This is a genomic window from Herbaspirillum sp. NPDC087042, assembly GCF_044745245.1.
GTDB lineage: Bacteria > Pseudomonadota > Gammaproteobacteria > Burkholderiales > Burkholderiaceae_D > Herbaspirillum.
Genome location: NZ_JBIUZW010000016.1, coordinates 88749 through 111896 on the forward strand (window position 1 = coordinate 88749; position 23148 = coordinate 111896).

Below are 23148 nucleotides of genomic sequence, written 5' to 3' on the forward strand. Positions count from 1 at the left end.
CGGCGTTGCAGTCAGGGAAGGGCGCCGGGATCACCGGCGCGCATCCGGTATCAAGCAGCCTTGGCTTGTGCGGAGCCGGCCGGGTTGGCGCTCTCGCTGATGGCGATCTGGCGGTTCACGGCAGACAGCACGGCCTTGAAGGAGGCGGTGACGATGTTGGCATCGATGCCCACACCGAAACCGGTCGGCGCTTCGTTCAGGCGCAGCTCGATGTAGCTGGCGGCCTTGGCGTCGGCGCCGGCGCCGATGGCGTGTTCATGGAAGTCCATCAGCTTGATGTCCAGACCCAGGGCATGCACGAACGCATCGATGGGGCCGTTGCCGCTGCCGCGCACGGTGACCGGCTGGCCATTGCGCACGATATCGACTTCGATGTTGATCGACTCGGCCTTGGCGGTGTCTTCCGACATGCGGTGGGCGCGATAGACATAGGGCTCGCTGCGTTGCAGGTATTCACGCTGGAAGATGGCGTGGATGTCGGCGGCGTTGATTTCCTTGCCGGTGGCATCGGCCTCGCGCTGGATGGCGCGCGAGAATTCGATCTGCAGGCGGCGCGGCAGGGCCAGGCCGTATTCCTGTTCCAGCAGGTAGGCCATGCCGCCCTTGCCGGACTGGCTGTTGACGCGGATGACGGCGTCGTAGCTGCGGCCCAGGTCGGCCGGGTCGATCGGCAGGTAGGGCACTTCCCAGAGGGCGTCGGCCTGCTGCTTGGCGAAGCCCTTCTTGATCGCATCCTGGTGCGAGCCGGAGAAAGCGGTGAAGACCAGGTCGCCCACGTACGGGTGACGCGGGTGCACCGGGATCTGGTTGCACTCTTCCACCACCTGGCGCACCACGTCGATGTCGGAGAAGTCCAGGCCCGGGTTCACGCCCTGGGTGTACAGGTTCAGTGCCAGCGTGACCAGGTCGACGTTGCCGGTACGCTCGCCGTTGCCGAACAGGCAGCCTTCGACGCGGTCGGCGCCGGCCATGACGGCCAGCTCGGCCGACGCCACGGCGGTGCCACGGTCATTGTGCGGGTGCACCGAGATGATGGTGCTGGCGCGATCCTTCAGGTTGCGGCACATCCACTCGATCTGGTCAGCATAGACGTTGGGGGTGGCGCATTCGACGGTGGAGGGCAGGTTCAGGATGACCTTGCGCTCGGGCGTGGCGCCCCAGGTCTCGCAGACGGCGTCGCAGATCTCCTTGGAGAAGTCCAGTTCGGTGGTGCTGAAGGATTCCGGCGAATACTCGAAGCGCCATTCGGTACCCGGACGCGCATCGGTCAGTTCCTTGACCAGTTGGGTGCCGGTGACGGCGATATTCTTGATCTCGTCGCGCGACATGTTGAAGACGATCTTGCGGAAGGCCGGTGCCACCGAGTTGTACAGGTGGACGATAGCTTTCTTGGCGCCTTCCAGGGATTCGACGGTGCGGCGGATCAGCTCTTCACGCGACTGGGTCAGCACGATGATGGTGACGTCGTCGGGGATACGGTTTTCTTCGATCAGCTTGCGCACGAAATCGAAATCGGTCTGCGAGGCCGAGGGGAAGCCGACTTCGATTTCCTTCAGGCCGGTCTTGAGCAACAGTTCGAAGAAGCGCAGCTTGCGCTCGGCATTCATCGGTTCGATCAGGGCCTGGTTGCCGTCGCGCAAGTCGGTGCTCATCCAGATCGGCGGGGTGGTGATGACCTTGCTGGGCCAGGTGCGGTCAGGCAGGTCGATGGCGGGGAAGGCGCGGTACTTGGTGGCGGGGTTGTTCAACATCATGATGGGCCTCTAGTCTTGGTCTGCAAATTGCGGGGAATGCGTCAGATGTGGCGAATCGGGTTGCCTGGCTGCCACGAGCGCGTGGCCAGGCAACCCGTCATAGAGCCAGAGGCGGCGTCTCCCGCTGCGCGTGGCAGTTGTACTGCGTGCAAGTTGTCATGGTCTTCGGATGCATGATCGCTTCGCCTGATCTGGCGGCGACGGCGGCTCGTCGAGCGCGTCACTACCTGGTTTTACTGCCGGTGCTGCTGGATTTGTAGGGTTGCCGGATCGCGTGAATTCAGCGGGGACGGCGGAAATACGGATTTTAGCGCGAGGCTAGTAGTAGCGACACCGGTAGCAACGCTAGCTGGGCGCTGGCGCTGTTGTGGCGTAGGAAGAATTGTGCTGCGGAGGTCATTCGAGCAATGTAGAAGATTGGCCACTGGCTTGTCAAGCGCAATCTTTTTTACACAGGTAAAACCGCACAGCCTGTCTGGCAGCAGGGAGACGGTTTATTGTTAGAATCGCTTTCTTGTTAACCCGCGGGTCATTTATTTTCTGTTTCCTGAACGTTCATATTTTGTGATCATTGAACGTCGTCCGTGCAAAGTGCTCCAAGCCAGGCGCCAGTGACCAGCCGGCGCACGTGACGGACCAAAGAACAAAGGCATGCCCGCGCCAGCGACTACCTCATCCATGCACAAACGCCCGGACCTCATCGTCTGCGAACAATGCGACGCCGTCTACCAGCGGCCCCGTCTGGGGCGGCGCGAGGTCGCGCATTGCCTGCGCTGCGATGCCGAGCTCGACCGCGATACCGGCAAGCGGCTGGAGCAGCTGCTGCCACTGACCATCGGCGCGCTGATCCTGTTCGTGCTGGCCAACGCCTTTCCCATCGTGACCATCGAATTGCAGGGCCTGTCGGCCGATACCACGCTCATTGGCGCGGTCATCGCCCTGACCCGCGATGGCATGTCCGAGGTGGCCTTGCTGGTGCTGGCCACGACCCTGCTGTTCCCGCTGATCCAGCTGGCGGTGCTGTTCTACCTGCTGCTGCCGTCCTCGCGCCAGGCCCGCCCGCCGGGCTTCGTGCTGCTGCTGCGGATGATGCAGGCCGCGCGCCCCTGGGGCATGATCGAGGTGTTCATGCTGGGCATCCTGGTGGCACTGATCAAGCTCTCCAACATGGCCGAAGTCATTCCCGGTCCGGCGCTGTGGTCCTTTGGCGGGCTGACGGTGTTGCTCACGGTGGTGGTGTCCTTCAATCCGCGCTACATCTGGCATATCTGCGAGCAGCGCCGCGCCGACGCCGGGGAGACGGGCGCATGACGCGTGCCTTCGAATCGCCCGCCATCCCGTCCGCAACCGACGACCAGGCGCTTGAGGTGCAGGACGCCACCGCACTGGGCCTGATCGGCTGCCATCACTGTGGCACCGTCTGGGAAGGTGCGCAGCCGCACCAGCGCTGCGGCGTCTGCCAGGCCCCGCTGCATGTGCGCAAGACCGACAGCCTCACCCGCACCTGGGCGCTGCTGATCGCGGCTAGCATCATGTATATCCCGGCCAACCTGATGCCGGTGATGATTACCCGCACGCTCTTCGACGAGCAGAGCGACACCATCCTCTCCGGCGTGATCTACTTCTGGACATCCGGTGAATGGGGGCTGGCGCTGGTGGTGTTCGTGGCCAGCTTCCTGGTGCCGCTGTTCAAGCTGGTGGCGCTGGCCATCCTGGTGTTCTCGGCGCGTCGCCGCAGCCGCTGGCAGCGTCTGCAGCGGGCCAAGCTGTTCCGCGTGATCGAGACCATCGGACGCTGGTCGATGCTGGACGTCTTCGTGGTCTCGGTCCTCACCGGGCTGGTCAAGATCCATGGCTTTGCCAACGTCCATGCCGGCATCGGCATTGCCGCCTTCGGCGCGGTGGTGGTGTTGACCATGCTGGCGTCGCTGAGCTTTGATCCACGGCTGATCTGGGACGATATCGACCACAATGCCTCCTCCGGCGACACGTCGCCGCGCCAGGAAAAGCAGCAAAAACAGCAAAAACAGGAACCCGCATGACAGCACCTGACACTCCCGAGCAACAAGCGACGCCGCCGCATCCTCGCCGCGTGCGCCAGCGCAACTGGCTGCCTTCGCTGGTCTGGCTCATTCCCATCATCGCCGCTGCCGTCGGCCTGACGCTGGTAGCCAAGATCCTCATCGACCGTGGCCCGATGGTCAGCGTCAGCTTCCGGTCGGCCGAGGGGCTGGAGGCGGGCAAGACCAAGGTCAAGTACAAGGACGTCGATATCGGCCAGGTGCAGACCCTCAAGCTGGCGCCGGACCGCTCGCACGTGCTGGTGGGCATCCAGCTCAACAAGGAAGCCACCGGTTTCGATACCGAAGACACACGCTACTGGGTGGTGCGTCCGCGCATCGCCGCCTCCGGCATCTCCGGCCTGGGGACGCTGCTCTCGGGCGCCTACATCGGCGCCGATGCCGGCGCCTCCGAAGAGACCCGCAAGAACTTCGTCGGCCTGGAACAGCCGCCCATCGTCACCCGCGATGCCTCCGGCCGCCAGTTCGTTTTGCATACCGACGACCTGGGTTCGCTCGATATCGGTTCGCCCATCTTCTATCGCCGCATCAAGGTCGGCCAGGTGATGGCCTATGACCTTGACACCGATGGCCGTGGCGTGACGCTGCGCGTGTTCATCAATGCGCCCTACGACAAGTTCATCACGATGAGCTCGCGCTTCTGGCATGCCAGCGGGTTCGACATGGAACTCAATGCCAGCGGCTTCAAGCTGCACACGCAGGCGCTGTCCACGGTGGTCCTGGGCGGCATCGCCTTCCGCGACCGCGATGACACGGTCACCAATGCACCGGCCAAGGAGGGTGCGGAGTTCCAGCTGGTCGACGACGAGAGCACTGCGATGAAGGAGCCTGATGGTGCGCCGCAGACGGCCTTGCTCTACTTCGACCAGTCCCTGCGCGGCCTGCAGCCGGGTGCTACGGTCGACTTCCGTGGCGTGGTGCTGGGCGAGGTCAAGAGCATCGGTGTCGAATACGACAAGAGCCGGGGTGAGTTCCGCATGCCGGTGATGGTGCAGATCTATCCGGATCGCCTGGGTCACCGCTTCCGCGACGAGACCGGCGAGCAGCGTCGCTCCAATGCGCACCTGCTGCGTTTGCTGGTCAAGCGTGGCCTGCGGGCGCAATTGCGTAATGGCAACCTGCTGACTGGCCAGTTGTATGTGGCGATCGATTTCTTCCCCAAGGCCAAGCCGGCACAGATCGATCCGGACAAGGTGCCGCTGGAGTTGCCCACCATTCCGGGCAGCCTCGACGAGTTGCAGGAGCAGCTCTCGGAAATCGCCGGCAAGCTTTCCAAGGTCCCCTTCGACGAGATCGGCCGCGACCTGCAAGGCACCATCAAGACGCTCAACAAGACACTGAGCACGGCCGAGCAGACCGCCGCACGCATCAATAACGATATCGCCCCGGAGATGACGGCAGCCATGAAGGATGCGCGCAAGACCCTGAACGCGGCCGAGCGCACGCTCTCCGACGACGCGCCGCTGCAGCAGGACATCCGCCAGACCATGCAGGAACTGTCCAAGGCAGCCGCGTCGATCCGCGTGCTCACCGATTACCTGCAACAGCACCCGGAATCACTGATCCGGGGCAAACAGGAGCCATGATGTCCCCGTACCTGCCATTGAAGACCCTTGCCGCTGGCGCCCTGGCGGCGGCCTTGCTGGCTGCCTGCGGCAGTTCGCCGCCGACGCAGTTCTATACCCTGAGCGCACCGCTGCAGGCCGGCACGTCCTCACGCACGGCCAGCCAGGGAGCACAGACCTTCATCGAGATGATGCCGGTGGCGGTCCCTGACCGGCTGGCGCGACCGCAGCTGGTGGTGCGCAGCGACGCCACGCGGGTGGAAGTGCTGGAGCAGGACCGCTGGTCCTCGCCGTTCAACAATGAATTGCGCGATGCACTGGCCGCCGGTGTCACCAGCCAGCTGGGCGCCATCGACGTGTCGCGCACGGGGCGGCCGGCTGATCAGGCCAGTTATCGCATCAACGTGGAATTGCGCGCCTACGACGCCGCCCGCAGCGGCCAGGTGGAGGCCGCCTTTGCCTGGACGATCACGCGTTCGGATGATCGCCGCAGCACGGCCTGCCGCCTGACGGTGGCCGAACCGGTCGCGGGGGCGGCCAATGCCGATGTGGTCCTGGCGACGCAGAAGGTGGTGGCGCGGGTGGTGCAGGCGATTGCCGGAGATGTGCGTGCCTTGCAGGCGGGGCAGGGTGGGCAGTGTTCTCTATCGGAGTGATGACATGGAATGGGACGTGGTTGAAGTCAGTATTTCTGGCGAATATGCTTTACAGGTTCGCTTCAACGATGGCGTCGCAGGTGGGGTCAGGTTCCTGCCCAGTTTCTTCCGCGGCGTCTTCGCGCCGCTGCGGGATCAGGAACAGTTCCGGCAGGTCCACATCGTCGATGGCGTCGTGACCTGGCCGGGTGATCTCGATCTGGCGCCGGATGCCATGCATGACGAGATCAAGCGTCATGGCCAGTGGCTGCTTGCATGAAACGGTGACCGGTGACGATGCTGTCGCCCAAGAAAAAGCCGCTTCCAAGGAAGCGGCTTTTTTACATCCTGATGCCCGTCAGCGATCAACGATCGCCGTAGGAGCGGCGCGGGCCGTCGGCGCGGAAGCCGCCGCCATTGCCCTTGTAGCCACCACCGCCGCCACCTTCGCGACGCGGGCCATTGCTCGGCTTGTTGCCACCGAAGCTGCGGCCTTCGCGGTTGTAGCCGCCTTCACGGTTGCCACCGTAGCCGCCGCCGCCTTCGCGGTTGCCGGCATAGCCACCACCTTCGCGATTGCCGCCGTAGCCGCCTTCGCGATGACCGCCGCCTTCACGGTTGCCAGCGCCGTAACGCGGGCCGTTGTTGCCACGGCCATCGCCCGGACGCCAGCCACCCGGCTTGCGCGGGCTGCGCGGAGCAGCCGACTTCTTGGGTTCGAAACCTTCCACCACGTCGACCGGAATGGTCTGCTTGGTGAAGCGCTCGATGCGCTTGACCTGCATGCCTTCGGCATGATTGACCAGCGAGATCGCCACGCCCTTGCGACCAGCACGGCCGGTACGGCCGATACGGTGCACGTAGTCTTCGGCGAACTTGGGCAGGTCGTAGTTGAAGACGTGGGTGATGGCCGGCACGTCGATGCCGCGGGCAGCCACGTCGGTGGCCACCAGCATGCGCACCTGGCCGCGGCGCAGGCTGTTCAGGGTACGGTTACGGGCGCCCTGGTGCATGTCGCCATGCAGTGCGGCAGCGGCGAAACCGGCGATGTTCAGGCGATCGGCGATGGTGTCGGCGTCACGCTTGGTGGCGGTGAAGATCACGGCCTGGTCGATGCTGGCATCGCGCAGCAGGTGATCCAGCAGGCGGTTCTTGTGCGACAGGTCGTCCACGAAGTGCACGCGCTGCATGATGTTTTCATGACGGGTCGACGAGCTGGCGATCTGGATGGTCAGCGGGTTGTTGGTGATGCGCTTGGCCATGTTGCCGACGACGCCGTCCAGCGTGGCCGAGAACAGCATGGTCTGGCGCGTGGCCGGGGTGGCGGCGACGATCTTTTCGATGTCGTCGATGAAACCCATGTCCAGCATGCGGTCGGCTTCGTCCAGCACCAGGATCTGCAGCTGCGAGAAATCGATCTTGCCCGACTCCATGTGGTCGATCAGACGACCCGGGGTGGCGACCAGGATTTCAGGATTGCGCGACAGCAGTTGCATCTGCTTGGGGTAAGGCATGCCGCCCAGGATCGACACCACGCGCACGCGGCGCATGTAGGAGCCGTACTTGTCGGTGGCGGTGGTCACTTGCAGGGCCAGTTCGCGGGTCGGGGTCAGCACCAGCATCTTCGGCTGTGCCGGCTGGTAACGCGGACGCTCGCCACGGGCACGGGTGGCCTGGCGTTCCTGGTTGGGGGTACGGGCTGCTTGCGGCGCCTGCGGCAGGTCTGCCAGCTGGTGCAGCGAAGGCAGCATGAAAGCGGCGGTCTTGCCCGAACCGGTCTGCGAGGACACCAGCAGATCCTGGCCGCTGATGGCGGCGGGGATGGCCTTTTCCTGAACCGGGGTCGGGGTGGTGTAGCCTGCTTCGGTCAGTGCTTTGATGATCGAAGGGTTCAGGCCAAGTGCTTCAAAAGTCATAATCTCTTTCGTGAATGTGAACGCCAGGCACGAGACGGGCGCACGCAAGCGCGCCGGACATCGAGTGCCTGAACGAAGAAAAGCAACGCCAACCAACGAAATGACTATGAAGAATACAAAGAAATTTCGGCACAAAAGCTTTGCGCCGGGACGGCATCATCAAGGGATGCCAGGGGCGGGGGGCTTTTACGGGGAACTTGTCGTAATGACAGGTAAGGCTTGCGAAGCTGCTTGGGCGGTATCGGCTGGAAAGATGCACATTTCACGTTTCACGCCCGAATCGCCTTGTACATCGGTTATTGCGATGCACAAGGCGAATCATACAGTAAAACATCGAAATTAGCACCAGCCGATTTCGCCAGACTGTGGCTTATTTGCCGGTTGGGCTGGATTTACTCGGCGATACCGCCGACAACCCGCGAGAAACCGCCATCCACGTAGGTGATTTCACCGGTGATGCCCGAGGCCAGGTCGGAGAGCAGGAAGGCCGAGGCATTGCCGACGTCTTCGATGGTCACGTTGCGGCGCAGCGGAGCTGTGGCGGCCACGGCGCCCAGGATCTTGCCGAAGCCCTTGATGCCGCTGGCGGCCAGGGTCTTGATGGGGCCGGCGGAGACGCCGTTGACGCGCACGCCCTTGGGGCCCAGGGCTTCGGCCAGGTAACGCACCGAGGCTTCCAGGGAGGCCTTGGCCAGACCCATGGTGTTGTAATTGGGGACCACGCGTTCCGAACCCAGGTAGGTCAGGGTCAGCAGGGCGGCGTTGGGCGAGAGCAGCGGCACGGCGGCCTTGGCCATGGCCGGGAAGCTGTAGGCGGAGATGTCATGGGCGATCTTGAAGCCTTCACGCGAGAAGCCTTCCAGGAAATCGCCGGCAATGGCTTCGGCCGGGGCAAAGCCGATGGCGTGCACCAGGCCGTCGAGCTGGCTCCAGGACTTGCCCAGATCGGCGAACAGGGCCGTGATCTGCTCATCGCTGCCGACGTCGCAATCGAAGATCAGCTTGCTGTCGAATTCTTCGGCGAACTTGGTGATGCGATCCTTGAAGCGCTCACCCACGTAGGTGAAGGCCAGTTCGGCGCCTTCGCGCTTGCACGCCTGGGCGATGCCGTAGGCGATGGAACGGTTGGACAGCAAGCCGGTGATCAGAATTTTTTTGCCTTGCAGAAATGCCATGATGACTCCGTATGGTCCGCCGCGTCCTGCGTACTGCCGCCTGGCAGGCGGGCGCGCGGTGCGGCCGATGGTGATGGCGACGGCCGCATCGTGCGGCAGCCGCGCTGGAACAGACCCGGATTGTAGGGGCTTGCGGCAGGCGCGGCAACCTCTGCCCGCCAGCCGGGGCGGCGCGACCCTGCTGAGCTTAGTCGTTTTAATTGCTTCCCTGTAATCGTTCCTCTATTTACAATGCCCCGGAACGCAATCGTTTCCACTGGCGGGCATGGGACTTGCCTGCTGCATGACATCAACGCCCGCCGGAGCGCAGACAGACAACCGCATGGTCAAGACCCTGAAGCCCTTCAAGTTCCTTTCCGCCAGCCTGCTGGCCGCAGTCCTCGCCCATGGCGCCCCGGCCAGCGCCGAGCACGCGTTTTCCCTCTACGACGCGCCCAAGTATCCGGCCGGCTTCACCCATTTCGACTACGTCAATCCGGATGCGCCCAAGCGGGGCACGCTGTACCTGGCCAATCCTGACCGTCGCACCAGCTTCGACAAGTTCAATCCCTTCTCGCTCAAGGGCGTGGCCGCCGCCGGGATAGACCAGTTCATGTTCGAGACGCTGGCCGTGGGTTCGTCCGACGAGGTGGCCTCCATGTATGGCCTGCTGGCCGACGACATGGCGCTGGCGCCGGACCGCCGGTCCATGCGTTTCCATATCAACCCCAGGGCGCGCTTCAACAATGGCGACGCGGTCACGGCGGCCGACGTCAAGTATTCCTTCGATACCCTGGTCGAAAAGGGCGCGCCGCAGTTCAAGTCGCTCTTCGGTGATGTGGCGCGCTGCGTGGTGGTCGACCCGAGCACGGTGCGCTTCGACTTCAAGAGCGACAACCGCGAACTGCCCCTGATCGTGGGCGGGCTGCCGGTGTTCTCGCGCAAGTGGGCGGCCGGCACGCCCTTCGACCGCATCCAGCTGACCGCGCCCATTGCCAGCGGCCCCTATGCCATCGACAGCTATGACCTGGGTCGCAGCATCATCTACCGGCGCCGTGCCGACTACTGGGGCAACGACGTGCCGGCGCGCAAGGGCATGTACAACTTCGAACGCATCGTCTATCGCTTCTACAAGGATGACCTGGCACGGCTGGAAGCCTTCAAGGCCGGCGAATTCGATGTCGTGGTCGAGTACAGCGCCAAGAACTGGGCGCGTGGCTACACCGGCCCCAAGTTCAGCAATGGCGAGATCGTCAAGAAGGCCTTCCCGCATCACAACGGCGCCAACACCCAGGGCTTCGTGATGAACCTGCGCCGTCCCCAGTTCCAGGATGCGCGGGTACGCCAGGCACTGGGCCTGGCGCTGGACTTCGAGTGGATGAACCGCCAGCTGTTCTACAACCAGTACACCCGCCTGGATTCCTACTTCGCCAATTCCGAACTGGCCGCCACCGGGAGCCCCACCGAGGCCGAGCTGCAATTGCTCCAGCCGTTCAGGGACCAGTTGCCCGCCGCCGTATTCGGTCCGGTGATCAAGCCGCCCAACACCAATCCCCCCGGCTCGCTGCGCGCCAACCTGCTGCAGGCGCGCCAGCTCTTCGCCGATGCCGGCTGGCATTACCGCGATGGCGCCCTGCGCAATGACAAGGGCGAGATCTTCCAGCTGGAAATCCTGGACGACCAGCCGTCGATGTCACGCGTCATCGGCATCTATGTGCGCAACCTGGAAAAGCTGGGCGTGCAGGTCAACCAGCGCGTGGTGGACTATGCGCTGGTGCAGAAGCTGCTGGAGAACTTCGAGTTCGACATGACCAGCCTGGCTATTCCCGCTTCCAATAGTCCGGGCAGCGAGATGTTCGATATCTATGGCTCCAGGTCGGCCAACGAAGCCGGCTCCAACAATGTATGGGGCCTGAAGAATGCCGCCGTGGACCAGTTGCTGGGCAAGATCGTGGCTGCGCGTTCGCGCGCCGAGCTGGTCACGGCCACCCATGCGCTGGACCGGGTCCTGCTGAACCTCTACATCACGGTGCCGCACTGGTATTCGGGCACGCACCGCATGGCCTATCGCAACCGTTTCGGCATCCCCGCCACGCTGCCGCTGTACTACGAAGCCAATCCCTACGTGGTCAGCATGTGGTGGGAAGAGAAGCCGCGCTGATGCACGTGCCGGCCATGACTGGCGCATCACACCGATCAAGCTGACGAGAAAGCATCCGCAATGAATATCTGGGCCTACATACTCAAGCGCATCCTGCTGATGGTGCCCACGCTCCTGGGCGTGATCGCGATCACCTTCGCGGTGATCCAGTTCGTGCCGGGCGGGCCGGTGGAGCAGATGGTGCAAGAGCTGCGCGGACGCGCCGGCGTGCACGAGTCGGCCGGAGGTGGTGGCAGCTACCGTGGCCGCCAGGGCATCGACGCCGAGCGCGTCAACGAGATCAAGGCCTTGTATGGCTTCGACAAGCCGCCGCTGCAACGCTTCGTGCTCATGCTCAAGGGCTTCGCCACCTTCGACCTGGGCAAGAGCTTCTACCATCACGGCGACGTCTGGGAACTGGTCAAGTCCAAGATGCCGGTGTCGATCACCATTGGGCTGTGGACCTTCTTCATCACCTATCTGATCTCGGTGCCGCTGGGCATCGCCAAGGCAGTGCGCGAGGGGAGCCGCTTCGATTCGGTGACCAGTGCGGCGGTGCTGGTGGGTTATTCCATCCCCGGTTTCGTCTTGGGCGTGTTCCTGCTGGTCGTGTTCGGCGGCGGCAGCTTCGTGCAGTGGTTCCCGCTGCGCGGTCTGACCTCGGATAACTGGGAGCAGTTGTCCTGGTTCGGCAAGCTCACCGATTACCTGTGGCACATCACCTTGCCGGTCATTGCCTCGGTGGCCGGATCCTTCGCCACCATGACCATGCTGACCAAGAACACCTTCCTGGAGGAGATCCGCAAGCAATACGTGCTGACTGCCCGCGCCAAGGGCCTCTCTGAGCGGCGCGTGCTGTACAAGCATGTCTTTCGCAATGCCCTCATCCCGCTGGTGACGGGCTTCCCGGCGGCCTTCATCGGTGCCTTCTTCGCCGGCAGCCTGCTCATCGAGACCCTGTTTTCGCTCGATGGCCTGGGCCTGCTCTCTTATGAGTCGGTGATCCGCCGCGACTATCCGGTGGTCATGGGTACCTTGTACCTGTTCACCCTGATCGGCCTGGTGGTCAAGCTGCTGGGCGACCTGTGCTACGTTTGGGTCGATCCGCGCGTGCAATTCGAAAGCCTTGCCAAATGAATGCCATGACGACTTCCGCCACGCCCTCGGCGACCACGTCGATCTCTCCGGGACGCCGCATCTGGCTGCGTTTTCGCGCCAGCCGTACCGGTTACTGGAGCCTGCTGATCTTTTCCGTGCTGTTCGTCATCAGCCTGGGCGCCGAGCTGATCTCCAATGACAAGCCGCTGGTGGCCCGTTACCAGGGCCAGCTCATCTTCCCGATGTTCAGCGACTATTCCGACAAGAGCTTCGGTGGCGACTTCGATACCCCCGCCGACTACCTCGATCCCTTCATCCAGTCCCAGTTCAGCAAGGACGGCAACTGGGCCCTCTATCCGCTGAACCGCTATAACCACGAGACGCTGAACTACTTCGCCAAGTCGCCCAATCCGGCGCCGCCCTCGGCCGACAACTGGCTGGGCACCGACGATCGCGGCCGTGATGTGTTCGCGCGCCTGTTGTACGGTTTCCGCCTGTCGGTGCTGTTCGGCATCGCGCTGACCATCATCGGCGTGGTGCTGGGCGTGCTGGCCGGGGCGGTGCAGGGCTATTTCGCCGGCCGTACCGACCTGCTGATCCAGCGCCTGCTGGAGATCTGGGGCTCGATGCCGGAGCTGTACCTGCTGATCATCTTCTTTTCCATCTTCCAGCCCAGCCTGCTGGTGCTATTGATCCTGCTGGCAGCCTTCGGCTGGATGGGCCTGGCCGACTACGTGCGCGCCGATTTCCTGCGTAACCGCAATCTTGAATACGTGCAGGCCGCGCGTGCGCTGGGGCTGTCCAATCGCCAGATCATCTGGCGCCACGTGCTGCCCAACAGCATGACGACGGTGGTGACCTTCCTGCCCTTCCGCATGAGTGCCTCCATCCTGGCCCTGACCAGCCTGGACTTCCTCGGTCTGGGTGTGCCGCCATCCACGCCCAGCCTGGGTGAGCTGCTGTCGCAGGGCAAGAACAACCTGGATGCCTGGTGGATCGCGCTGTCGACCTTCCTGGTCCTGACCGTGATGCTGCTGCTGTTGACCAATATCGGCGATGCCCTGCGCAATGCCCTGGATGTGAGGAAGAAGGCATGAGCGCACCCCTGTTGGAAGTCAAGGACCTGACGGTGCGCTTCGGCGACACCCTGGTGGTGGAAGGCGTCAGCTTCAGTATCGCGCCCGGCGAAAAATTCGCCCTGGTGGGGGAATCCGGTTCCGGCAAGACGGTCAGTGCGCTGTCGGTGCTGCAGCTGAACCAGGATGCCCGTTACCAGGGCAGCATCCTGCTCGATGGCCAGGACGTGCTGCAGAAGAGCGAGCGCCAGATGCAGCAGGTACGCGGCAACGATGTGGCGATGATCTTCCAGGAGCCGATGACGGCCCTGAACCCGCTCTTCACCATCGGCAACCAGATCGCCGAGGTGCTGATGCACCACGAAGGCATCAACGCCCGCGAAGCCGCCCGCCGCGCCGTCGCGCTGCTGGAGAAGACCGGCATCCCCGAGCCCGCGCGCCGCGCGCTGGCCTATCCGCACGAACTCTCGGGTGGCCAGCGCCAGCGTGCCATGATCGCCATGGCCCTGGCCTGCAAGCCCAAGCTGCTGATCGCCGACGAACCCACGACCGCCCTGGACGTGACCATCCAGGTGCAGATCCTGGCCTTGCTGAACCAGTTGCAGCGCGAAGAGAACATGGCCGTGCTCATCATCTCGCACGACCTGAACCTGGTGCGCCACTTCGCCGACCGGGTCGGCGTGATGGAAAAGGGCAAGCTGGTCGAGACCGCCAGCGTGGCCGAGCTGTTCGCCAACCCGCAGCAGCCCTATACGCGCAAGCTGCTGCAGAGTCGGCCCCAGCGCAATGCCGCCGAGGCGGAGGCGCAAGCACCGGTGGTATTGCAGGCCGGGGCCTTGCGTTGCAGCTACCAGATCAAGCAGGGCTGGTTCTCCAAGCGTCAGTTCCATGCGGTCGATGGCGTGGACGTACAACTGCGGCGCGGCCAGACCCTGGGCATCGTGGGCGAGTCGGGGTCGGGCAAGTCGACGCTGGGCATGGCCCTGCTGCGCCTGTCAGGGGCCAATGTGAGCGGGCGCATCGTCTTCGATGACGTCGCCATCTCCGAGCGCAGCAGCCGCGAGCTGCGGCCCCTGCGTGCGCGCATGCAGGTGGTGTTCCAGGATCCGTTTGCCTCGCTGTCGCCGCGCCGTACCGTGGAGCAGATCGTCGGCGAAGGGCTGGCCCTGCATCATCCCGAGTTGAGTATCGAGCAGCAACGCGCAGCCATTGTTGCCGCGCTCGACGAGGTGGGCCTGCCGGCCTCGGTGCTGGCGCGCTACCCACACGAATTCTCGGGTGGCCAGCGCCAGCGCATCGCCATCGCGCGTGCCCTGGTGCTGCAGCCCGAACTGCTGTTGCTGGATGAGCCGACCTCGGCACTGGACGTGACCGTGCAGCAGCAGGTGCTGCAACTGCTGGCAGACTTGCAGCGACGCCATGGCCTGGCCTATCTCTTCATCACCCACGACCTGGCGGTGGTGCAGGCGATGGCGCATGAGGTGATCGTGATGAAGGATGGGCGGGTGGTCGAGAGCGGTCCTGTCGCACAGGTCCTGCAGCAGCCCCGGGAAGAATACACCCGTCGCCTGGTCGCCGCCGCCACCTACGCCGAAGCGGCGCACTGATCGTTCCGGTTCCCCCAAAAGAAAAACCCGAAGACCGGCTTGCTGCCGGTGCTTCGGGTTCAGTCCTGCTGCGATTCTTGTTGTTCTCTCGTGCTTGCTGCGGTTGAGGCACTGCTGCGCGTTATTGTCGTGGGCGGTCATGCCGCCTGGGTCTCCTCCGGCTTCCTCCGGATTATTGCTTGCGGGCGCCGTTGCCGGAGGCCAGTGTGATCGGTTTGGCTGCCGCGACCTTGCGCGCCGGCGCGGCCTTGCGTACCGGTGCCTTGGCGGCGGCCACCTGGCGACGTGCCGGCGCGGCATGGCGCACAGCGGCCACGCGGGTCGGCGCGGCGTGGACGACATTGGGGACTTGCAGTTGCAGGCTCTGGCCAGCGGCCAGGGTGTCACGCTTGAGGCTGTTCCATTCCTTGATCTGCGCCACGCTCACGTGATAGCGGCCGGCGATGCCTGCCAGCGTATCGCGCTTGCCGGCCTTGACATAGATGCGGCGGGTTTCCGGCGCGTCCGGGGCAATGGCCAGGCGGGCGTTGTCGGCGATTTCAGGGGTGAGGTCGGTGTCGAGCGAGGCGGTTTCCTCGGTCTTGGGCACCAGGATGGTGGAGCCGGCCTTCAGGACCATGCGCGGCGGGATCTGGTTCACGCTGCGGATCACTTCAGGGGTGGTGCCGAACTTGCTGGCGATGGTCTCGATGCGCTCGCGGGCGCTGGAGACGGTGTGGGCGGTCCAGGTCGAGAAGGCCTGGGTCCACTTGGACATGTTGGTCTTGAACTTCTCGGCATTGCTTTCCGGAAGCAGGATCTTGGTATCTTCGCCGCCGATGATGACCGGGCGGTTGAACTGCGGGTTCAGGGCCTTGAATTCATCCAGCGACAGCTCGGCCAGCTGGGCGGCGACCTTCACGTCGATGTTGCGGGTCTTGCCGATGGTGACGAAGTAGGGCTGGTTGTCCACCTTGGGCAGGGCGATGTCGAAGGCGGCCGGGTTGGCGATGATGTTCTTGACCGCCTGTAGCTTGGGGACGTAGTTGCGGGTCTCGTTGGGCATCTGCGCCGACAGGGTATTGAAGTCGATCGGCAGGCCGGCTGCGAGGTTGCGGTTGACGGCGCGCTGCACCGAGCCTTCGCCCCAGTTGTAGGCCGCCAGCGCCAGCTGCCAGTCACCGAACATGCCGTAGAGCTTCTGCAGGTAGGTCAGCGCCGCATCGGTCGAGGCCAGCACATCGCGGCGCTCGTCGGTGAACATGTTCTGCTTGAGGTTGTAGTCACGCCCGGTGGAGGGAATGAACTGCCACATGCCGGCCGCCTTGGCGGTGGACAGGGCCTCCGGATTGAAGGCCGACTCGATGAAGGGCAGCAGCGCCAGCTCGGTGGGCATGCCGCGCTTCTCCAACTCCTGGACCACATGGAACAGGTAGCGCGACGCGCGCACCGTGGTGCGCTGGATATAGTCCGGGCGCGAGCTGTACCACTGGGTCTGGTTCTCCACCAGGGCGTTGTCCAGGTCGGGAATCCCGAAACCCTTGCGGATACGCGTCCAGATGTCGATGTCGTTCATCCCCGGCAGGGCATTGCCGGCCAGTTCGGGATTGATCGCGTTGAAGGGGGCGGGGTAGATCGAGATGTCGTTGGCGAAGCAGAACAGCGGGGTACCAGCGCAGAACAGGGCGGCAATGGCGAGTTTCTTCAAAGTACGCTGCATGTGGGCGATATCCTGTGCCAGAGGCAAAAGTGGGCTTGCGGCGCTTCCGTTGCAGAGCTGTCTCTAAGCTCGACATCTCCTGCAGGCTCGTTCCGGATCGCGTGGATAGGGACGGCGCAGTATTGACGATAATGCAAGGTCGGAAGCGGCGGGTTTCCCCGCTGTGGTGCGTCTGGGACGCCGCGTCGTAAAAATGCGTAAAACCGCTGGCGCCCGATTTGGGGAATTGAGGGAGTGTACGGAAGACCCTTTTCTCCAGTCAAGTAAAAAATGCCCCTGTTACAAAGCCAAGTCCTTGATTTGTCAGGAATTTGGGGCTATTTCTCCCTCAATTTGGGCCTATCTGTAGGTATTTTTCCATTCGCGCAGCGCTGCGAAGCTACTAACTTCGTCCAACTCCGTCAAACGGCCGGCGTTCTGTAGTGAACCAAGGATTTCTTTTTCGGTAGCCCGCAAGAAAGGATTGGTCTGGCGTTCCAGCGCGATCGAGGTGGGGACGGTCGGCTCGCCGCGTTCGCGCCGGGCGCGCTCGTTGACGATGCGTTCTTGCAGCCTGGGATTGCCGGGCTCGACCTCGGCCGCGAATTTCAGGTTGGACAAGGTATATTCGTGGGCGCAATAGACCTCGGTCTCGGCCGGCAGGCTGGCCAGCTTGCCCAATGAGCTCACCATTTGCTGCGGTGTGCCTTCGAAGACCCGTCCGCAGCCGCCGGCGAAGAGGGTATCGCCGCAGAACAGCAGGCCGTGGCCGGCGGCGTAGTAGGCGATATGGCCCAGCGTATGGCCGGGGATGTCGATGACCTGCAGGTCCAGGTCCAGCGCCGGGATCCGGATGCGGTCATCGCCCTGCAGCGGGGTGGTCATTCCCTTGATGCGGGATTGTTCACGCGCCGGACCGTAGACGGGAACGGTCGGGAATTCGTCGCTGACCGCCTGTCTTGCCAGTTCGACCACACCGCCAACATGGTCAGCGTGGTGATGAGTCAGTAGAATAGCGGCCAGAGTGAGTCCCTCGGCCTGCAATGCGGCCAGTACGGGGACGGCGTCGCCGGGATCGACCACGGCGGCATGGCGTCCGTCATGGATGACCCAGAGATAGTTGTCGTCGAAAGCCGGAACGGCCAGGACGTCCAATGAAGTTTTCTGAGCGGTGTTGGCTGGCATGGCTGGCTGCTCGGTCATGAGGCGCGAAAGAATAGATGGCTGAAACTGCGGACAATTCGAAAATCCCCGAAATTATAGACCTCGCCGCCTGGTTGCAGACACCGACCGGCAGTTACCTGCGCGAGTGGGAGCAGCGTCACCTCAATACGTTGACGGCCGACATCTTCGGTTTCAACGCGGTGCAGATCGGCTCGCCCCAGATCCACGCCCTGCAGGCCAACCGCATGCCCTACCGCTGGCTGACCGACAACGAGGCGCCGGCCGACGGGCAGTCCGAGCTGGAAATCCCGCAGGTGGTCACCCACGATTTCTGTGAATTGCCCTTCGCCTCGCAAAGCCTGGACCTGGTGGTATTGCCGCATGTGCTGGAATTCTCGGCCGAGCCGCACCAGGTCTTGCGCGAGGTGGAGCGGGTCTTGATTCCGGAAGGCCAAGTCATCATCTGCGGTTTCAATCCCAGCAGCCTGTGGGGCATGCGCCAGGCCGCAGGACGATTGACCGGCGCGCACTTCCTGCCGCAGGATGGCGAATTCATCCGCCTTCCGCGCCTGAAGGACTGGCTCAAGCTGCTGAACATGGAAGTCAACCGTGGTCACTTCGGCTGCTACGCGCCACCCTGCAAGACGACGCAATGGCTGGACCGTTTCGGCTTCATGGAAAAGGCTGGCGACCGCTGGTGGCCGTATTTCGGTGCGGTCTACATCGTGCAGGCGATCAAGCGTGTGCCCGGCATGCGCCTGATCGGCCCGGCCCTGCAACGGCAGAAGGTCAAGGCCCCGCGTGGCGTGCCGGTGACCAACCGCATCCACAAGTCGGACTGAACAAATCCGGGGCAGGGTGCCGGATCAGGTATGATCGCGGCCCGCCCACCTGAGCAAACAGATTGAAGAACATGGACAAAGTAGAGATTTATTCGGATGGTGCCTGCAAGGGCAATCCTGGCCTGGGTGGCTGGGGCGCCTTGCTGGTGGCCGGTGGCCAGGAGAAGGAAATCTTCGGCGGCGAGCACAACACCACCAACAACCGCATGGAGCTGCTGGCCGTGATCCAGGCCCTGAACGCCCTGAAGCGCCCCTGCGACGTGGTCGTCCACACTGACAGCCAGTATGTGCAGAAGGGCATCAGCGAGTGGATCCACGGCTGGAAGGCGCGCGGCTGGAAGACCGCCAGCAAGGAGCCGGTCAAGAACGCCGACCTGTGGCAGGCGCTGGACGCCGCCCAGCAGCAACACCAGGTGGAATGGCGCTGGGTGCGCGGGCACAACGGCCATGCCGGCAACGAACGCGCCGACCAGCTGGCCAATCGCGGCGTGGACAGCGTCAAGTAAAGCCGCCACGCGGCACGAACGCGACAAGGCAGTGAATCAAGGCGCGCAAGCGCAACAGCAATAGCAACAGTAACAAGCAGGAGCAAGAATGCGTCAGATCATCCTCGATACCGAAACCACGGGCCTGTCGCCGCGCAATGGCAACCGCATCCTGGAAATCGGTTGTGTGGAAGTCCTCAACCGGCAGCTGTCGGGCAAGAACCTGCACTTCTACATCAACCCGCAGCGCGACTCCGAAGAAGGCGCGCTGGGGGTGCACGGGCTGACTACCGAGTTCCTGGCCGACAAGCCGGTCTTCAAGCAGATTGCCGCCGAGTTCCTGGACTTCGTGCGCGGCGCGCAGATCATCATCCACAACGCGCCCTTCGACGTTGGATTCCTGGATGCAGAACTGGCGCTGCTGGGTTTCCCGCCCTTCAAGGAACACGTCAGCGACGTGGTGGACTCGCTGCAGATGGCCAAGGAGCTGCACCCGGGCCGCCGCAATTCGCTCGATGCGCTGTGCGACCGTTACGGCATCTCCAATGCCCACCGCGTCCTGCACGGCGCTCTGCTGGATGCGGAACTGCTGGCCGAGGTCTACCTCTCCATGACGCGAGGCCAGAATTCGCTGACCATGGACCTGGGTGCCGAGGAAGACGTCAGTGAAGGTGACGGCAAGCTGGAGCTTGCACCGCTGGCCGAGGTGATCGTGATGGCCGCCAGCGAGGAAGAACTGGGCCTGCACGAAGACGTGCTCAACCAGCTGGACAAGGAAGCCCGTGGCAGCTGCGTCTGGCGCTTCGAACCGCCGCCACCGGAGAGTGAGCCGGCAGCGCAGGCTTGAGTGTTTCGGCTCGGGATGTGGCGCGCCGGCAGCGAGCTTTATAAAAATATTGGCAATTATTTATAAAGCACTTGCACAGGACGAAAAATCTAGTCATAATCTCGCTTCTCGATTGGTGCTGCAGCAAAAAGCCAGTCAAGACATGGAAGGTTAGCTCAGTGGTAGAGCACTGCATTCACACTGCAGGGGTCGCAAGTTCGAAACTTGCACTTTCCACCAGAATTCAGAAAAGCCCGCTTTGTGCGGGCTTTTTGCATTTCCGCGCTTTACGCTTTCACTATTCCTCCACCGCCGTTCTGGTTTCCAGGCGATCTGGTATCACACCACCGCTGATATTGATCTCGGCATTCTCAGTCGAGTTTTTCCGTCGCATGTGTCTGCGGCGGCTTGCCATTCTCGCGTCAGCCGTCGTTCCTCACTGCCGATCCAGCGACGCTGACACGCCATTCCGGCTGAATCCATCTAGCGCATCTGCTCCATCACTGCACAACCGTTCAAGACAAATCTATTCGTGAGCCGCAGACTCCGGTGGCGTTGGCGTGGGGGAGTAGTACTTTGCCGGTCCAGTTTATCCAGGCGTCGGCGCAGAGAGTCCGATCCATGAATTCTTTCGCTAGCCATCCTGATCTCTGAAATGCACCCACCCATGGGCCGTCCCTGATTCGATCTCGAATTGAAATCGGACGAGAAGCACGGTAGTAGCAGAGCCGGGTGTTTGTATCGGAGTTTTTACTTTTTATTTGAAAGGAATATTCATGCTTGCAAAGGTACTTGAATGGGAGAGAAACAGGTGATCGATCCGGTCTCGCACGAGATTATCCATCGTCAAACATTGGGCGAAAATCAAGCGATCTTGCTCGATGATGAACGCTATATCCACTATGCGACAGATATTGAACCCGCACAGGGCGAAGTCGGGTATCGAGATATTTGGGTGGTAGAGATCAATCCTTGGCATCACCGTGCCTATGGTCCTGCTCATGAGCAGCGTGCAAGTCAGGCAAAGCTGCCGGAGGTGGTGTCAGCGTGAGGGATGATACCTCTCTGGTTGCCGTGGACCGAAATACGGTACGGGATGCCTTCGTTCGTACACTGCCGACCGCTCTGGCTATCGCCCCAGTTGCCATGCTATGTGGAGTTCTTTCTGCGCAGCATGGCTGGGAAATTGTGGATGTGTTCTTGTTTAGCGCGTTTGGATTTTCCGGCAGTGGTCAACTTGCGTTGTTGCCATTGGCCGGACAGGGGATTGGCGTTCTGACTATGCTGCTAATGGCAGTATCTATCAATAGCAGATACATTCCCGTTGCGTTTTCCACTGCAAATCGCTTGCCGTTGGCTGGAGTGCTACGTGCATCTAGCGCGCACATGTTGGGTGATGAAGCTTATGCGGTGGAGAATGAACGAGATTCCATCGCAGCCGTCATCACGATACGATTGACGATCTATGTAGTCTGGATTCTCTCCAACGTCGCTGGTGCTCTCCTATTCAGCTCGCTACCGCTTGAACTGTTCAATGCGGGAGTCAATCTTGGCTTGCCGGCGAGTCTGGTGCTGCTTGCGTTATCGCTCGGGCAGATCAAAATCCGTGTTCCTCGTATTTGCTCCACCTGGTCGCGTCGAATATTCGAGATCGCAATGTGTATTGTGGTGGCGCTAGTTCTATTTCTATTTTTGGGAAAAGTATGGTTTTGGCTGCCGAGCATTGCATTCAGCACTTGGCGGATGAAGGAGGCTGGTGCGTGAACATTAGCTCTCATGAAGCTGCAATTATTGCGTTGTCAATTGCCAGCGTATTGGTGCGGGTTCTTCCGGTATTTGTTCCAACTCCCCTCGGTAAAACTGCGCGGGGAATCCTGGAGCGAGAATTGCCACTGGCCGTATTTATCAACTTCTCTGTCTACATTGTCTGGACGGAATTGCAAACTGAGCCAGTTGCGGCGTTAGTGGCAATCGCAGCCACCGCTGTTCTTACGCTGGCGACTCGACTCGGGTTGATATTGGTGACAGCAATAGGGACCGTCCTCTATGCTGTCACGCAACTTGTAGTCCATGTATAACCCCGATCGCTGCACGTCATACTGTGCAGAGTTGATGCCGGTACCGGGGAAGCACTGACTGATCAGCTGGGGACTGAGTTCTCAACCATCTGGCGGGCGACATGCCATACGTTTTGACAAACTGGCGTGTCATATGACTTTGATCTGCAAAGCCTGCAATTGCCGAACTTTCTGCCAGAGATTCTCCTGCGCTCGCCAGGCGCCTGACGAGATCCAGGCGCCTCATGGTCAGATAGCGATAGGGGCTGGTAGCGAAATAGCCTCTGAAGTCCCGAGACAAATTCCAACGGTCGCGGCCACTGATATGGGCGAGCTCGTCCAAGGTGACGACTTTGTCCAGATTGTCGTGAATGTATTCGCGTGCCATCTGGGCCGCCCTGAGATCACCGCGATGCGGCTTGCGTTTGTGGTTGGACATAGATTGCATTGCTTCTGCCAGATCCCACAGATGGTCATCACGTTCCAAGGCATCATGCTGCACCGAGATGTCAAAGAGAAGCTGCCATGTCGCCCGATACAGACGAGGATCGCTGCTAAGTCCAACGTTGACATATGGCAAGGAGCCATCTGCGAGCAGCCGCCGAAACAATGTGGGCTCGATATACGCTATACGGTATAGAAAGCCATCCTCTGTTCCAGCTTCTCCGTCATGTAGTTCATCCGGATGAATCACCATTGTCTGTCCGGGCAGGCTGTAGTGAATGCTCTTTCGATAGTTGAAAGCCTGAACCCCGGAGAGGGTTATGCCAATCGCGTATGTATCGTGGCGATGAGGCTCGTATCCATGCCCCTGAAAAAATGCCTCGATACGTTCAAGTCCATCTCCGTCATGCGAACGAAAGATCCTGTCCTGGTTCATTAGCTTGTTGGTGTGATGGCCTTTCTTCATTTTCATCGGTCTTTCCCGCAAGGTGAAATGATTTACTTCAACTGGGAGTGTCCTTAGTCCCAGTGCAATTTCAAACCTGCATCTTTCCCCGTTTTTATGGCCTTGTGAATGACATTTTTCTGAGGTTGCGTCTTTTTTTACCAGTCGATATTTGAAGCGT

General features: G+C 62.0%; 21 protein-coding genes and 1 tRNA gene. 16 read left to right on the forward strand and 6 right to left on the reverse strand.

The genetic code is table 11. The annotated features are described in order from the left end of the window. Positions 1-50: 50 nt before the first annotated feature. A complete protein-coding gene (gene leuA, locus ACIPHN_RS20445) occupies positions 51-1754 on the reverse strand; it encodes a 2-isopropylmalate synthase (RefSeq protein ID WP_400439374.1) in 1704 nt (567 codons plus the stop codon). Positions 1755-2432: 678 nt separating this feature from the next. Between leuA and ACIPHN_RS20450 the strand changes: the two genes are divergently transcribed. The 5 genes from ACIPHN_RS20450 to ACIPHN_RS20470 are packed head-to-tail and all read left to right on the forward strand — an operon-like array spanning position 2433 to position 6315. Beyond that, complete coding sequence (locus tag ACIPHN_RS20450) at positions 2433-3065, forward strand: paraquat-inducible protein A (RefSeq protein ID WP_400439376.1); 633 nt, start codon at positions 2433-2435, stop codon at positions 3063-3065. Further along, entirely contained in the window at positions 3062-3796 is a 735-nt protein-coding gene (locus ACIPHN_RS20455; RefSeq protein ID WP_400439379.1) for a paraquat-inducible protein A, read from the forward strand. The genes ACIPHN_RS20450 and ACIPHN_RS20455 overlap by 4 nt, the downstream gene beginning before the upstream one ends. Further along, positions 3793-5421, forward strand: a complete 1629-nt coding sequence (locus tag ACIPHN_RS20460) for an intermembrane transport protein PqiB (protein WP_400439382.1) — start codon at positions 3793-3795, stop codon at positions 5419-5421. The genes ACIPHN_RS20455 and ACIPHN_RS20460 overlap by 4 nt, the downstream gene beginning before the upstream one ends. Next, the gene (locus ACIPHN_RS20465) at positions 5421-6056 is read left to right on the forward strand and encodes a membrane integrity-associated transporter subunit PqiC (RefSeq protein ID WP_400439384.1); all 636 of its coding nucleotides are present in this window, start codon (positions 5421-5423) and stop codon (positions 6054-6056) included. The genes ACIPHN_RS20460 and ACIPHN_RS20465 overlap by 1 nt, the downstream gene beginning before the upstream one ends. Positions 6057-6060: 4 nt before the next feature. Continuing rightward, complete coding sequence (locus ACIPHN_RS20470; protein WP_400439387.1) at positions 6061-6315, forward strand: DUF2442 domain-containing protein; 255 nt, start codon at positions 6061-6063, stop codon at positions 6313-6315. Between the two features lie 85 nt (positions 6316-6400). Here the strand turns inward: ACIPHN_RS20470 and ACIPHN_RS20475 are convergent, their stop codons facing one another. Continuing rightward, positions 6401-7951 carry a DEAD/DEAH box helicase gene (locus ACIPHN_RS20475; protein ID WP_400439390.1) on the reverse strand — a complete coding sequence of 517 codons (1551 nt, stop codon included), beginning with the start codon at positions 7949-7951 and terminating at the stop codon, positions 6401-6403. 392 nt (positions 7952-8343) lie between these two features. After that, a complete protein-coding gene (gene fabI / locus ACIPHN_RS20480) occupies positions 8344-9126 on the reverse strand; it encodes an enoyl-ACP reductase FabI (protein WP_400439393.1) in 783 nt (260 codons plus the stop codon). A gap of 322 nt (positions 9127-9448) precedes the next feature. Between fabI and ACIPHN_RS20485 the strand changes: the two genes are divergently transcribed. The 4 genes from ACIPHN_RS20485 to ACIPHN_RS20500 are packed head-to-tail and all read left to right on the forward strand — an operon-like array spanning position 9449 to position 15026. After that, positions 9449-11266 carry an extracellular solute-binding protein gene (locus tag ACIPHN_RS20485; protein ID WP_400439396.1) on the forward strand — a complete coding sequence of 606 codons (1818 nt, stop codon included), beginning with the start codon at positions 9449-9451 and terminating at the stop codon, positions 11264-11266. A 60-nt stretch (positions 11267-11326) separates the two neighbouring features. Further along, entirely contained in the window at positions 11327-12382 is a 1056-nt protein-coding gene (locus ACIPHN_RS20490; RefSeq protein ID WP_139971753.1) for a microcin C ABC transporter permease YejB, read from the forward strand. Next, positions 12379-13440: an ABC transporter permease gene (locus ACIPHN_RS20495; RefSeq protein WP_400439400.1), complete on the forward strand. Its 1062-nt coding sequence runs from the start codon at positions 12379-12381 to the stop codon at positions 13438-13440. The genes ACIPHN_RS20490 and ACIPHN_RS20495 overlap by 4 nt, the downstream gene beginning before the upstream one ends. Continuing rightward, entirely contained in the window at positions 13437-15026 is a 1590-nt protein-coding gene (locus ACIPHN_RS20500; protein ID WP_400439403.1) for an ABC transporter ATP-binding protein, read from the forward strand. The genes ACIPHN_RS20495 and ACIPHN_RS20500 overlap by 4 nt, the downstream gene beginning before the upstream one ends. Before the next feature lie 172 nt (positions 15027-15198). On the opposite strand, the gene ACIPHN_RS20505 is transcribed toward ACIPHN_RS20500, so the two are convergent. Next, positions 15199-16725, reverse strand: coding sequence for a transglycosylase SLT domain-containing protein (locus ACIPHN_RS20505; protein ID WP_400439406.1), 1527 nt, complete (start codon positions 16723-16725; stop codon positions 15199-15201). A 339-nt stretch (positions 16726-17064) separates the two neighbouring features. Further along, positions 17065-17859, reverse strand: a complete 795-nt coding sequence (gene gloB, locus ACIPHN_RS20510) for a hydroxyacylglutathione hydrolase (protein ID WP_400439515.1) — start codon at positions 17857-17859, stop codon at positions 17065-17067. Between the two features lie 65 nt (positions 17860-17924). Here gloB and ACIPHN_RS20515 point away from each other — a divergent pair, with 65 nt between their 5' ends. From ACIPHN_RS20515 to ACIPHN_RS20545, 7 genes are all read left to right on the forward strand, one after another. Further along, positions 17925-18710, forward strand: a complete 786-nt coding sequence (locus ACIPHN_RS20515) for a class I SAM-dependent methyltransferase (protein WP_400439409.1) — start codon at positions 17925-17927, stop codon at positions 18708-18710. Between the two features lie 71 nt (positions 18711-18781). Next, complete coding sequence (gene rnhA, locus ACIPHN_RS20520; protein ID WP_400439412.1) at positions 18782-19216, forward strand: ribonuclease HI; 435 nt, start codon at positions 18782-18784, stop codon at positions 19214-19216. Between the two features lie 88 nt (positions 19217-19304). Next, positions 19305-20042 carry a DNA polymerase III subunit epsilon gene (gene dnaQ / locus ACIPHN_RS20525; protein WP_400439415.1) on the forward strand — a complete coding sequence of 246 codons (738 nt, stop codon included), beginning with the start codon at positions 19305-19307 and terminating at the stop codon, positions 20040-20042. Positions 20043-20186: 144 nt separating this feature from the next. Continuing rightward, positions 20187-20261: transfer RNA gene (locus ACIPHN_RS20530), tRNA-Val, on the forward strand. A gap of 556 nt (positions 20262-20817) precedes the next feature. After that, positions 20818-21072 (forward strand): 2OG-Fe dioxygenase family protein, encoded by a 255-nt coding sequence (locus ACIPHN_RS20535; protein ID WP_400439418.1) that lies wholly within the window; start codon positions 20818-20820, stop codon positions 21070-21072. Then, on the forward strand, positions 21069-21785 hold the full coding sequence (locus ACIPHN_RS20540; RefSeq protein ID WP_400439421.1) for an AzlC family ABC transporter permease: 717 nt from the start codon (positions 21069-21071) through the stop codon (positions 21783-21785). Before ACIPHN_RS20535 ends, ACIPHN_RS20540 begins: the two co-directional genes overlap by 4 nt. After that, complete coding sequence (locus ACIPHN_RS20545) at positions 21782-22099, forward strand: hypothetical protein (RefSeq protein ID WP_400439424.1); 318 nt, start codon at positions 21782-21784, stop codon at positions 22097-22099. The genes ACIPHN_RS20540 and ACIPHN_RS20545 overlap by 4 nt, the downstream gene beginning before the upstream one ends. Before the next feature lie 16 nt (positions 22100-22115). On the opposite strand, the gene ACIPHN_RS20550 is transcribed toward ACIPHN_RS20545, so the two are convergent. Then, positions 22116-22994: an AraC family transcriptional regulator gene (locus ACIPHN_RS20550; protein WP_400439426.1), complete on the reverse strand. Its 879-nt coding sequence runs from the start codon at positions 22992-22994 to the stop codon at positions 22116-22118. Between the last annotated feature and the right edge of the window lie 154 nt (positions 22995-23148).